This window comes from Caballeronia grimmiae (genome assembly GCF_022879615.1).
GTDB classification, from domain to species: Bacteria; Pseudomonadota; Gammaproteobacteria; order Burkholderiales; family Burkholderiaceae; genus Caballeronia; species Caballeronia grimmiae.
The window spans coordinates 793,673-805,980 of the sequence record NZ_CP084272.1 but is presented as its reverse complement, the minus strand read 5'-3'; the positions used below and the strand labels follow the sequence as shown (position 1 = coordinate 805,980).

Below are 12,308 nucleotides of genomic sequence, written 5' to 3'. Positions count from 1 at the left end.
ACGCCTCACGCCAATGACTGACCGCATCCGCATCACGATCGACGGCACGCCGCTCGTCGTCGCCGAATATACGACCGTCGCGGCCGCGCTCGCGCTGCACGGCCGCGCCGCCGCGCGCCGCTCGGTCACCGGCGAGGCGCGCGCCGCGTTCTGCGGCATGGGCGTGTGCCACGAATGCCGCGTCGCCATCGATGGCCGCGCGCACGTGCTCGCCTGTCAGACGCTTTGCCGCGATGGCCTCGTCGTCGAGACGGCGCGATGAAGACCGCGCATTTCGATATCGCGATCATCGGCGCGGGACCGGCGGGCCTCGCGGCGGCGCGCGTGGCGGCCGCCGATGCGGGCGTTCGCGTCGCGCTGATCGACGACAATCCGCGTCCCGGCGGCCAGATCTGGCGGCAAGGACCGGGCGCCGCGCCGTCGCCGTTCCTGCGCGAGTGGCTCGTCACGACGGCCGCGCGCGCCAACCTCGAACGCATCAGCACGACGAAAGTCGCCGCCGCGCCCGGCGACAAACGGCTCCTGCTTGAACGCGACGGCGCGCCCGCCGTCATCACCTATTCGAAGCTGATTCTGGCCACCGGCGCACGCGAGCGGCTGCTGCCGTTCGAAGGCTGGACGCTGCCCGGCGTGACCGGCGCGGGCGGCTTGCAGGCGCTCGTCAAGGGCGGCTTGCCGGTGCGGGGCGAGCGCATCGTCGTCGCGGGAAGCGGGCCGCTGCTGCTCGCCGTCGCCGATACCGCGCGCCGCCACGGCGCGGACGTTCTCGCGGTGATCGAGCAAGCGCCGACGGCGCGCGTCGCGCGTTTCGTGGCGTCGCTCGGCGCGACGCCGGGCAAGTTCGCGCAGGCGATTTCGCTCGGGCGCGCGCTGGGCGTTTCGCGATATCGCGCGGGAAGCGTCGTCGTGAAGGCGCAGGGCCAAGGGCGCGTCGAAGCCGTGACGATCCGCACGCGCAACGGCGACGAGGTAGTCGAAGCGGATCGCGTCGCGTGTGGTTACGGGCTCGTGCCAAACGCGACGCTCGCATTGGCGCTCGGCTGTGCGATCGATGAACGCGGCGCCATCCGCATCGATGATAGACAGCGCACGTCTCTCCCCGATGTTTTCGCGGCGGGCGAATGCACAGGCATCGGCGGCATGGAGCTGTCGCGGGCGGAAGGCGCGTGCGCGGGACATGGGGCGCTCGGCGTGCCGATCGACGCCCGCCTGGCTCGCGAACGTAACCGCTGGCGCGCATTCGCGGCGCGCGTCGATCGCGCATTTTCGCTCGGAGCCGACGCCCGCGCGATGCCGCCCGCCGACACGCTGATGTGCCGCTGTGAGGACGTCCGCATTGGCGATGTCGCTGCGCACGGAAGCTGGCGCGACGCGAAACTTCAGACGCGCTGCGGCATGGGCGCATGCCAGGGGCGCATCTGTGGCGAGGCGGCCGCGCTCTATTTCGGCTGGCCGCGAGCGATTGCGCGTGAGCCGTTCACGCCGGTGCGCATCGATACGCTGATCGCGGCGAGCGAGCTTGCGGAACCGAACGAAGAATGACCGACCGAAAAGAATAGTGGGGACAGCGCGAATATTGGCGCAGTTCGCGCGTCACTATAATCGTCCCGAAATTCACGACCCCCGAACGCACGATGAGCATGCAAGGGCTGATTGCCGGACCCGCTTCGCCTCGTGCGGCCAACGACGATGCCTTGCCGTCGCCGCCGCCTTCGACGCTGCGCGACATGCTCTCGCACTTCGCCTTGCTCGCGCCGGTCTTCGATGCGATGCCCGACATCGTCTTCTTCGTAAAGGACCGCGACGCGCGCTACGCGATGGTCAACCGCACGCTTGCGCGCCGCTGTGGACACAAGGACGACAAGACGGCGCTCCTCGGCAAGACGGCGGAAGACGTGTTCCCGCGCCGTTTCGGCCGCATCTACACGGCGCAGGATCAGGCGATCATCGCGCAGGGCGTGCAGTTGATCGACCAGCTCGAACTGCATCTGTATCCCGGACGCGAGCCCGGCTGGTGCATGACCTGCAAGCAACCGCTTTACGACGCGCAAGGCAGCATCGTCGGGCTCGCTGGCATTTCGCGCGACCTGCAAGCCGCGGAAGGGACGCATCCCGCGTACAGCCGGCTTGCGGCGGTGGTGCAGCACATTCAGGAAAATTACGTGCAGCCGCTCAACATGCGCGATCTCGCACGCATGGCGAACATGTCGATTGCGCAGCTCGAACGCTACTTTCACAAGGTCTTTCACCTGACGCCGCGCCAAGTCCTGCTCAAGACCCGGCTCGATGCCGCCACCGCGCTGCTGCTCACACACGACAAGGTCACGGACGTCGCCGCATTGTGCGGATACACCGATCACAGCGCATTCACGCGGCAATTCAAGGCGACGGTCGGCATTACGCCGACTGAGTATCGCGCGTTGCTGCAATCGGCGCCGCTGCGGGCGGAAACATCGAGCCTTGCGAATGTCTGACGAGAAAGTTGGGCGCGTGCACGACCAAATTACACGGTCGTGCGTATCGCCGGCCGGTTTGGGCAATCGGGCGCAATGCCTTGCGCCGTATGGGGCGACGCTCCGGCGCAGAAGCCGCTCGCCGGTCCGGATATTGCTAAATGTGCTTGCCGGGTTCCAGCGACCGTCCTGACAGGGCGGCGCTCCCCGGACACCGCGAGACGTTCCGCACCGGCGCACGCGCGGCAGAAAACACGGTGCGTTCGGAATTCCTGCCGCGTTTTTCTGTCAACGAAAGCGCACGAGCGCAAGGTAGACAGATTTGAACGAAGCGGCGAGCCGTGGAGACCGTGCGCGAGAATTCCGTTTTAGGCAGTTGAAAACAAAATCATGAACGAAGTTGCAAGACTGGGGCATACGCGGATCGTACTCATCGAAGACGATCCCGAAAGCAGGGCATCACTGCAATTGTTGCTGGAAGAAGAGGGGGCCGATGTCATCGCCGTGGCCGACGCCGAAGACGGCGCGGAAACCGCGATCCGCGTGCTTCCCGATGCAGTGATCTGCGATTTAGACCTTCCGGGAATGGACGGTTTCTATCTCATCCAACGTTTGCGCGACCACGAGATACGCGGGAACCTGCCGCCTTCCGTCGCCATCGCGCTGACGGGGCATGACGGCGATGAGTATCGATTACGAAGCATCGGCGAAGGCTTTCAGCACTTCATGACGAAGCCCGCGAATCCCGACGAGCTCGTGACGCTGATTCAGGACGCGCTCAACGTGCGTGTCGTCGCCTGATGCCGGCAGCGCGCCGCGCAGCGCGCGGCGCGTCGCACTCAGGAACGGTCGCGGTTGCGCGCTCGCGTGGCGCCCGTTATCACGGCGATACCGAGCAGGATGACCGCGACGATGGCGATCGTGTGCTGCGCCACGTGCATGGCGACGAGCGCCCACGACACCCCGCCGATGAAAATAAGCCAGCCCACGAGATAAATGATGAGCGTCATCGAGTTCTCCTTTTGCTTGGTCTAACGTCTTGAGCCGAATGGTTCTGCAAGATCCGTACCGTCCACCCACGTACCCGCCGGCTGACCGCGAACAACACCATGCTGACTGTGCATCACCTCAATAACTCGCGGTCGCAGCGCGTGCTGTGGATGCTCGAAGAACTCGGCGTCGAATACGACCTGAAGCGCTACGAACGCGATCCCCACACGATGCTCGCGCCGCCCGAGTTGCGCGCCGTGCATCCGCTCGGCAAGTCGCCCGTCATCACCGATGGCGCGTCGACCATCGCGGAATCGGGGGCGATCCTCGAGTATCTCGTCGACCGCTACGGCGAAGGGCGCTTCGCTCCGCCGCATGGCGCGTCGCCGGAACGCGTGCGCTACAACTACTGGATGCACTACGCGGAAGGATCGGCGATGCCGCCGCTGTTGCTCAAGCTCGTCGCATCGCGGATTGCGGGCGCGAAGATGCCGTTCTTCGCCAGGCCGGTCGCCAAGCGCATCGCACAGACGCTGCAGTCGGGCTTCATCGATCCGCAACTGAAGCTGCACTTCGGCTATATCGACAGCGAGCTTTCGAAGTCGCCGTGGTTCGCGGGCGATACCTTCAGCGCCGCCGACGTGCAGATGAGCTTTCCGCTCGAAGCGGCCAGCCAGCGCGCGGGCGCGAAGCAACTGCCGCATGTCCGCGCGTTCCTGGAACGCATTCATGCGCGGCCGGCTTATCGGCGTGCGCTCGAACGCGGCGGCCGATACGACTACGCGGATTGACCGTTGCGTACAATGAGGCGCACAGCGGGCGTATGCGACGCCTGAACTCACGCCAAAGGTAACGCATGGCCCGAATCGTTCCCGACGACTGGAAGAACCTCGAAGCGACCGGCGCCGCCGCACGCGAACTGGAAACGCTCTCGCTGCTCGAAAAGCTGCCCGAGGACTACACGGTCTATCACGGCGTTCACTGGACACGCATCAACGAAGGCTTCTCCGTCTTCGGCGAGGCGGACTTCGTCGTCGTCGCGCCGTCCGGGCGCGTGCTGATGATCGAAATGAAAGCGGGCTTCCTGCGCGAAACGAGCGCGGGACTCGTCAAGGTGTATCTGCAAAAGGAGCGAAACGTCGCCATCCAGCTTGCACGCACGCTGGAGAATCTGCATCGGCGCTTTACGGCGGCGTTCGGCGCGGGGACGTATCGCATCGAAGAGTTGCTGTATTGCCCGGATTACACGGTGAAGGACGCGGCGATCGCGGGTGTGCCGCCGGGGCGTATCGTCGATGCGAGCCGCAAGGTGCACCTTGCGCGCGTCGTGCTGGAGATTCTTCCGCCGGACGAGCCGCGCTTCGAAGCAGCGGCGCGCATCCATCACTTTCTCGCCGATGAACTCTCGCTCACGCCCGATACCAACGCGCTCGTCGGCGAGGCGAACACGCTCGTCACGCGTCTGTCGGGCGGTCTCGCGACGTGGGCGCGCCGGCTCGAGTTCGAGCCGTTCCGCTTGCGCGTGATCGCGACAGCGGGCGCCGGCAAGACGCAACTCGCCGTGCGCGTGATGCGCGATGCGCTCGCGGCCGGCAAGAGCGTGCTGTACGTCTGCTTCAACCGGCCGCTCGCGGACCATATCCGCGCGATTGCGCCGAAAGAAGCGAAGATCGCGAATTACCATCAGTTGAGCGCGGCGGTGGCGCGCGATGCCGGCAGTCCGCCTGATTTCAGCCAGCCCAACGTCTTCACGACGCTCGAAGAGCGCTTCGCCGCCGTGCCGGTGCCTGAGCACTGGAAGACGGATGTGCTGATCGTCGACGAGGGCCAGGATTTTCATGCGGCGTGGGTCGAAGCGCTGGAACGGCTGCTCAATCCGGATGGCGCATGGTGGTGGCTCGAAGACCCGATGCAGAACCTCTATTTGCGCGAGCCGGTTGCGCTGCCCGGCTGGACGATCCTGCGCGAAAGCACGAACTATCGCAGTCCGCGCGACGTGCTCGGCTTCATCCGCAAGATCGTCGGGCCGAACGTGCGGCTAGAATCGGGGAGTCCGTTCGATGGGTCCGATGTCACGGTGTCCACTTACGAGGACGGCCATCCCGAGGAAGTGATCGAAGCGACCAAGCGCGCGATCACTCACGCGCTGTCGCTCGGCTTTCGCAAGCAGGACATCGCGGTGCTGTCGTTCCGGGGGCGCGAGGGCTCGGCGCTGACGGCGGTCGATCATCTCGGGCCGCATCGGCTGCGCGCGTTCACCGGAACGTATGATTTGTTCGGCAATCCGGAGTATCGCGAAGGCGACGTGCTGCTCGAATCGATCTATCGCTTCAAGGGCCAATCCGCGCCGTGCGTGATTCTCACGGAAGTCGATTTCGATGTCCTCGACGATCAGGCCGCGCGCAAGGTCTTCGTCGGCGCGACGCGCGCAACGATGAAGCTGATCGTGGTCGCGTCGGAGCGCGCGGCGCACGAAATCGACGCGCTCGGTTGAGCGGCGTCGCCCGCCACGCCCGCTACGATCGAACATGGCCATCAATCGCACCGACGCTCCGCTTCGCACGCCGGTCGCGCGTCCGTGGCTGCGCCGCCTCTGGTACGCGGTGATGCTCGCGCTGGCGGTGGCGCCGCCGTTCGGCATCGTCGGCTATATGGTGTATTCGGGGCTCGTCTCGCGCGAGTCGCATCACATCGTGACGCCCTACGAAGGCGTGTACTGGAATGCCGCGCAGTTGCAGATCGCCTATGAGCGATTCGAGACGCAGGTGCTGCTGTATCGCAATGGCATCGACGAGGATGCCGACGCCGTGCGCGAAAGCTATGCGCGCCTGCTGGCACGCCTCGACGACGCCTCCAATACGACCCGCACGCCAGAGGGACACGAGGCGCTGCTCGCGCGTCAGCGAGAGATTTTGCGGCAGTTGCGCACGGCGCTCGCTTCAATCGAGTTCGATGTGCAGACCCTCCAGGGCGAGCGGCAGCGCACGCTGCGCATCATCGGCGTGCTGCGGCAGAACGCGCCCGCCGTCTCGGAACTGGCGAGCGGCCGGCGGCTCATGGATGCCGCCGAGCACGAGGCCATCTACTACGATTTTCAGGCGAAGCGCCGTTATCTGATCTATAGCGGCATTCTGCTCGGGCTGCTGTCGGCGGGGGCGACGTCGCTGCTGCTGCTCAACGGCTACCGGCGCACGCGGCTGATCGAACAGCAACGCGCCGCGCTCGCCGCCGAACATCAGGCGACGCGGGCGGCGCGCGAGGCGGGCGTCGCGAAAGACACGTTCCTCGGCATGATCAGTCACGAACTGCGCACGCCTTTGCACGCCATCGTGTCGTCGATCGAACTGCTCGGGCTCAATCTGCGCAACGAGGCGGACCGCAAGATCATTCAGCGGCTGGAAACCGGGGCGCGGCATCTCGAAGCGCAGATGCGCGATCTCACCGACTACGCGCGCCTCGGCGCGGGCAAGCTCGAACTGCGCATGGCCGTGTTCGATCCGGCGGAGTTGCTCGAATCCATCGTCGATGCCAACGCGCCCGCCGCCACGTCGAAGGGCCTGCATTTGCGCGGCGACTATACCGGCAAGCGCGGGCCGCTCGAGTCGGACCCGCATCGGGTGCGGCAGATCGTGACGAATCTCGTGACCAACGCGATCAAATACACGGATGCCGGATCCATCGACGTGCATTTCGCGCGCTCGGAAACGCGCCTCGACATCACCGTGACGGATACCGGGCCGGGCATTTCGCGCGAGCAATTGCCGCTGATTTTTCAGGAGTTCACGCAACTGGATTCGTCCAGCACACGGCGTTTCGATGGCGCGGGCATGGGCCTGGCGGTCGTGCGCGGGCTCGTCGAACTGCTGGGCGGGACCATCGAAGTGTCGAGCGAAGTGGGCGAGGGCGCGGCGTTTCGCGTGAGCTTGCCGGCGGCGTCCGTCGAGCGCATGCCCGAACTTGGCGAAACGCATGCCGATGCGCCCGGCTCGCGCAAGTCGCGCGTGCTCGTCATCGACGATCACGAGGCGATCCGCGAATCGCTGATCGAAATGCTGACGCATCTCGGCTATTGGGCAGTCGGGGCGCCGGATGTGGACAGCGCGCTCGCGTGGCTGCGCGCCTACGACGCCGACGTGATCCTCGCCGACCTCCACATGCCCGGCAAGGACGGCTATTCGTTCGCGAACGAGTATCGCGCGCGCACGGCGCCGGGCGGGAGCGTGCCGATCATCGCGGTGAGCGCGTATGTGCCGGAACTGGTCGATCCGAGCGCGTCGGTGCTGTTCTTCGATTACCTGCTGAAGCCCGTGCGATACGACGTGCTGAAGGCCGCCGTGCACCGGGCCGCGACCGCGCGGCGGCGCGCCGCCTGATGCGCGGCGCAATTGCGTTCAGGCGCGCAATAGCCGCTTGGACAAGTCCGCGACCAGAATGCCGAGCCGCGCGGGTTTCTCGAAGCACGTGACGTTGTAATCGCGGATGATCTGGCTGATCTCCGATTCGCTCGCCTTGCCCGTCATCAGTTCGCCGGTGAGCACGAACACCGGCGCATCGCGGTTGTCCGACTCGCGCACGGCCTTGATCGCGTCCGCCGACGTGTGGACGCCGAAGAGCCAGTCGATCACCACCGCATCGAATACCTGCGACTGCAGCGCGTCGAGGAACGCGTCGAGCCCGTAGAAGGCCATCGCCGTGAAGCCGGTCATCTCCAGATAGTCGTGCAGGTTGTCGGCGGAGGCGTGATCGTCATCGACGACGGCGATGATCGGCTTGTCGGTATCCGCACGGCGCGGCAGGATTTCGATCTTGTGCACGTCGCAGGCTTCCTGCAACAGCACGCCTTCGTGACGCGTCACGAGCCAGCGGCCGTTGACCTTCTGCGTGATGAAATCGGGCCGCGTGCCCGGTTCTAGCGCATTGCCGATCCACGCGGTGCACGGAATCTCGACGGAGCCGAGTTTCAGCACGGCGTCGTGCGGCACGCCTTCGGTGTCGTCGGGACGCGCGTTGATGGCGTCGAAGAGCTTGAGCGCGGGTTCGTCGAAGGCGTCGGCGACGCGGCGAATCTGCGCGATCGTCCACGGGCTGTTGCCGCGCAGTTTCCGGTGCCCCTGCGAAAAGCTGAGGTCCAGAATGCGGCACAACTCGGCCGTTTGCTGCCGCTTGCCGATGCCGTGACGGCTCATGAGCTCGCGCACGCGCTCGGCGACAGCGAGCGATTCCGAAGAAGACGTTTCAGTGACCATGCTGCCAGGCGAGTGCTGTAGGAGGTGGCGCGGGGTGGCGCCGGGGCGCATCGCGCGCACGCGGCCGATACGCGGTAAACGTTGATTGTAAACGCCGGCGCATCCTGCCCGAAAAAGCGAAACGGTCGATACACCGATGGTACGCGCCGCCGACAGCCGATCGCGTACGCTGGCGCGCACTGCGGTGTGATCACAAGCCGTCGATGACCGCATCGACGAGTTCCCGCGGCGTCGGAAACGCGCCGTGGCGGCGGCAAGACGGTCGAGACACTTGCGGATGACGCGGACGGAACCGGCCGTGCCGCTGGCGCTGATTTTTGTGACGTTCGCGTCGACTGGCGACAAGCGCACCGGTGGGAGCGGTTCGATGTTCGGCGCAGGCTGGCGTTGCATCCGGCGCAAGCGTCCGTGTTCCACCGCGCGTGATCGTCGAAAAAAAACCGCGAGAGTTGATCACCCTCGCGGCTTTTCATTGATTACGGCCGGCTTATTGCGGCTGAATGTTCGCGGCTTGCAGACCCTTCGGGCCTTGGCGCACTTCGAACAACACCTTCTGGTTTTCCTGCAGCGACTTGTAGCCGTCCGCGCGAATCTCCGAGAAATGCGCGAACACGTCGGGCGTGCCGTCATCCGGCGTGATGAATCCGAAACCCTTCGTGTCGTTGAACCATTTCACAGTGCCAGTTGCCATTTATTTCCTCTTCTCCTGCAGCGTTGAGCGAGGCATTCCTCGCGTGGGTTGATTCCGTTGTGCGGGCGGCGGGCGCGCGTTACGCCATCGCCGGCTCTTGCGGCATTTCGTCCAGCAGCGTGGCGAGCTGGCTGTCAGTATCGCGTCCGCTGAACTCGCGCAAGGTCGCGAGCAGCGTGCGCCACGGGGCAGGCCAGCGCGTTTCCCGCACGCATCGGCCCGTGCTGGCATCGGTGATCCGAAGCAGCGTGGTATCCGGAAAGTAGGTCAGAGTGACGGGCATTCCGTCGAGAACACAGGTCGCGGTACAGGCTTTTGGTTTGAACATGCTTTTTTGGTCGGTAGAAGTCGCTGGCCATTCAGCGGTGGTCGCATCAAGCAACGTGCGTGCCTGAGCCGCTCAGGGGCGGGCATATCGGTGCAAATCTGAAATTAGCTGCCATATTGTTGAACGAAGTATTGTCGTTTTCCCGGTTAATTGACGGAAGTTATCGTCTTATACTGCGCTGCAATAATGCTTTGGGAGGTATTCCATGTTCGTCGCTGTGCTGCTTCTGTGCCCCGTTGGTGTCGCTGCGCTTTTTGCGTTCGCACTCTTCGCCGACAAGGTTTTTCACAACGCCCGCTTGCCGAAAGCGCCACCTGTCGTCATTCCACAAGTGCCGCGCCGCGTCCGGATCCGGCATCACTGACGCCGGCCGATCCGGTTTCCCTATCGAACGATCGCCCTTTCGAATTGTTGCGTTATTGGTCCCCGGTCTATAGTGCTTGTCACGGCGCAAAGCCGATGCAAGAACAACGACAGGAGATAGGGCATGAACCGTATCGATCTGGCAGGGCGCAGTGTCGTCATCACGGGTGGCGCGCGGGGCATCGGCCTCGCCGTTGCCGAGCGCGCGCTCGCGTCGGGCGCGAACGTGGCGCTATGGGATGTCGACGCCGAGCGGCTCCAGCGCACGAGCGCCGAACTCGCGTCGAAGAACAAGGAGCGCATCGTCAGCGACGCCGTTGTCGAACTGACCGATGAAGCCTCCGTCGAAGCCGCCGTGCAGAAAACGCTTGCCGCGCACGGCAAGATCGATGTGCTCGTGAACAACGCGGGCATCACCGGCGGCAACGGCGCTACATGGGAACTGGCCCCCGACGTGTGGCGGCGCGTGATCGACGTCAATCTGATCGGCCCGTTCCTGACCTGCCGCGCGGTCGTGCCGCACATGCTGAAGGCGGGCTACGGCCGCATCGTCAATATCGCGTCGATCGCGGGCAAGGAAGGCAATCCGAACGCCTCGCACTACAGTGCGTCGAAGGCGGGGCTGATCGGCCTCACCAAGTCGCTCGGCAAGGAACTCGCGGGCAAGAACATCCTCGTCAACGCGGTCACGCCGGCCGCCGCCAAAACCGAAATATTCGATTCGATGTCGCAGCAGCACATCGACTACATGCTCTCCAAGATCCCGATGAACCGCTTCCTGATGCCGGAAGAAGCGGCGTCGCTGATTCTCTGGCTCTCGTCCGAGGACTGCGCGTTCAGCACGGGCGCGGTGTTTGATCTGTCGGGCGGACGCGCGACTTACTGATCCGCCCGTTTCACCGGAGAGAGACATGGAACATTCCGCATCGGCGGAAGGCGCGGTCACGTCTCGCGTGATGCGCCGGCTGCTGCCATTCCTCCTGCTGATGTACGTGCTCGCCTTCCTCGACCGCGCGAACATCGGCTTTGCGCAGAAGGCGCTGCAACAGGACACCGGCCTCACGAACGCCGCGTTCGCGTTCGGCGCAGGCGTGTTCTTCGTCGGCTACGCAATCTTCGAAGTGCCGAGCAACCTGCTGCTCCACCGCGTCGGCGCGAAGCTGTGGATGTGCCGCATCATGGTGACGTGGGGCATCGTTTCAGCGGCGATGGCCTTCGCGCATTCCGCGACCACCTTCTATGCGCTGCGCTTTCTGCTCGGTGTCGCGGAAGCCGGGTTTTTTCCCGGCATCGTCTATTACCTGACGCGCTGGTTTCCGCAGGCATCGCGTGCGCGTGCGCTCGGCGTGTTCTACTTCGGCGCGCCGCTCGCGTTCATCTTCGGTGCGCCGCTTTCCGGACTGCTGCTCGATCTGCACGGCATGCTCGGCCTCAAGGGCTGGCAGTGGCTGTTCCTCGTGGAAGGGCTGCTTGCTTCGATCGTCGGCGCATGGGCGTTCTGGTATCTCGACGACGATCCCGCCCGCGCACGATGGCTCACGCAGGAACAGCGCACGCTGCTCGTCGCGCGTCTCGCGGATGACTCGCGCCGGGCGTCGTCGCACGGACCGAAAAGCGTGCTGGCGGCGCTCGTCGATCCGCGCGTGCTCGTGCTGTGCTGCGTGTACTTCCTGATTCAGGCGTCGGTGTACGGCGTCGTGTTCTATCTGCCGCAACAGGTGGCGGCGCTGCTCGGCACGAAGGTCGGCTTTCGCGTCGGGCTCGTGACCGCGCTGCCGTGGATCGCGGCGGTCGTCGTCACGTGGATCGTCCCGCGCTATGCGGATCGCACGTCGAAGCACCGGACTTGCGCCGTCGCGCTGCTCGTGATGTCGGGTGTGGCGATCGCCGTCTCGGGTATCGCGGGTGCGCCGATCGTTTCGCTGCTCGCGCTGTGTTGCGCCGCAAGCGGCTTCATCGCCGCGCAGCCGCTCTTCTGGACATTCCCGACGTGCTATCTCACCGGCGCGGCCGCCGCCGCCGGCATTGCGCTCATCAACTCGCTCGGCGGACTCGGCGGATTCTTCGCGCCGATGGCCCGCACCGCTGCCGAAGCCGCGTTCCATTCGACCAGCGCCGGTCTCGCCGTGCTCGGCGCGGCGAGCGTGCTGGCCGCGCTCGTCATCGTCGCGCTGGTGCGCGTGCCGGAGCGCGATCCGATTTCGGGCGGCGAGACCGCCAACGCATCCTGAACAAGA

General features: G+C 65.2%; 13 protein-coding genes. 9 read left to right on the top strand and 4 right to left on the bottom strand.

Features of this window, described 5'->3' with window-relative positions; genetic code table 11:
- Window positions 1-13 precede the first annotated feature (13 nt).
- The 4 genes from LDZ21_RS17355 to LDZ21_RS17340 all read left to right on the top strand — a co-directional run bounded on the left by LDZ21_RS17355 (window position 14) and on the right by LDZ21_RS17340 (window position 3,254).
- Entirely contained in the window at window positions 14-262 is a 249-nt protein-coding gene (locus LDZ21_RS17355; RefSeq protein ID WP_244795019.1) for a (2Fe-2S)-binding protein, read from the top strand.
- On the top strand, window positions 259-1,542 hold the full coding sequence (locus LDZ21_RS17350; protein WP_244795018.1) for an NAD(P)/FAD-dependent oxidoreductase: 1,284 nt from the start codon (window positions 259-261) through the stop codon (window positions 1,540-1,542). The genes LDZ21_RS17355 and LDZ21_RS17350 overlap by 4 nt, the downstream gene beginning before the upstream one ends.
- Before the next feature lie 98 nt (window positions 1,543-1,640).
- Window positions 1,641-2,474, top strand: coding sequence for an AraC family transcriptional regulator (locus tag LDZ21_RS17345; protein ID WP_244795887.1), 834 nt, complete (start codon window positions 1,641-1,643; stop codon window positions 2,472-2,474).
- Window positions 2,475-2,843: 369 nt separating this feature from the next.
- Complete coding sequence (locus LDZ21_RS17340; RefSeq protein WP_052005988.1) at window positions 2,844-3,254, top strand: response regulator; 411 nt, start codon at window positions 2,844-2,846, stop codon at window positions 3,252-3,254.
- Window positions 3,255-3,292: 38 nt separating this feature from the next.
- Here the strand turns inward: LDZ21_RS17340 and LDZ21_RS17335 are convergent, their stop codons facing one another.
- Window positions 3,293-3,463 carry a hypothetical protein gene (locus LDZ21_RS17335; RefSeq protein WP_167569274.1) on the bottom strand — a complete coding sequence of 57 codons (171 nt, stop codon included), beginning with the start codon at window positions 3,461-3,463 and terminating at the stop codon, window positions 3,293-3,295.
- A gap of 99 nt (window positions 3,464-3,562) precedes the next feature.
- Between LDZ21_RS17335 and LDZ21_RS17330 the strand changes: the two genes are divergently transcribed.
- From LDZ21_RS17330 to LDZ21_RS17320, 3 genes are all read left to right on the top strand, one after another.
- A complete protein-coding gene (locus LDZ21_RS17330; protein WP_244795017.1) occupies window positions 3,563-4,234 on the top strand; it encodes a glutathione S-transferase family protein in 672 nt (223 codons plus the stop codon).
- Between the two features lie 65 nt (window positions 4,235-4,299).
- Complete coding sequence (locus tag LDZ21_RS17325; RefSeq protein ID WP_244795016.1) at window positions 4,300-5,937, top strand: ATP-binding domain-containing protein; 1,638 nt, start codon at window positions 4,300-4,302, stop codon at window positions 5,935-5,937.
- 34 nt (window positions 5,938-5,971) lie between these two features.
- A complete protein-coding gene (locus LDZ21_RS17320; protein WP_244795015.1) occupies window positions 5,972-7,816 on the top strand; it encodes an ATP-binding response regulator in 1,845 nt (614 codons plus the stop codon).
- Window positions 7,817-7,834: 18 nt separating this feature from the next.
- Here LDZ21_RS17320 and LDZ21_RS17315 read toward each other — a convergent pair whose 3' ends face one another.
- The 3 genes from LDZ21_RS17315 to LDZ21_RS17305 form a co-directional block, all read right to left on the bottom strand.
- Window positions 7,835-8,689 carry a helix-turn-helix domain-containing protein gene (locus LDZ21_RS17315; RefSeq protein ID WP_244795014.1) on the bottom strand — a complete coding sequence of 285 codons (855 nt, stop codon included), beginning with the start codon at window positions 8,687-8,689 and terminating at the stop codon, window positions 7,835-7,837.
- A 487-nt stretch (window positions 8,690-9,176) separates the two neighbouring features.
- Window positions 9,177-9,380 (bottom strand): cold-shock protein, encoded by a 204-nt coding sequence (locus LDZ21_RS17310; protein ID WP_035969303.1) that lies wholly within the window; start codon window positions 9,378-9,380, stop codon window positions 9,177-9,179.
- A 79-nt stretch (window positions 9,381-9,459) separates the two neighbouring features.
- Window positions 9,460-9,663, bottom strand: coding sequence for a hypothetical protein (locus LDZ21_RS17305; RefSeq protein WP_404980856.1), 204 nt, complete (start codon window positions 9,661-9,663; stop codon window positions 9,460-9,462).
- A 532-nt stretch (window positions 9,664-10,195) separates the two neighbouring features.
- Between LDZ21_RS17305 and LDZ21_RS17300 the strand changes: the two genes are divergently transcribed.
- Together LDZ21_RS17300 and LDZ21_RS17295 are read left to right on the top strand one after the other, a co-directional pair.
- Entirely contained in the window at window positions 10,196-10,957 is a 762-nt protein-coding gene (locus LDZ21_RS17300; protein ID WP_244795012.1) for an SDR family oxidoreductase, read from the top strand.
- 25 nt (window positions 10,958-10,982) lie between these two features.
- On the top strand, window positions 10,983-12,302 hold the full coding sequence (locus LDZ21_RS17295; protein ID WP_244795011.1) for an MFS transporter: 1,320 nt from the start codon (window positions 10,983-10,985) through the stop codon (window positions 12,300-12,302).
- The last annotated feature ends 6 nt before the right edge of the window (window positions 12,303-12,308 follow it).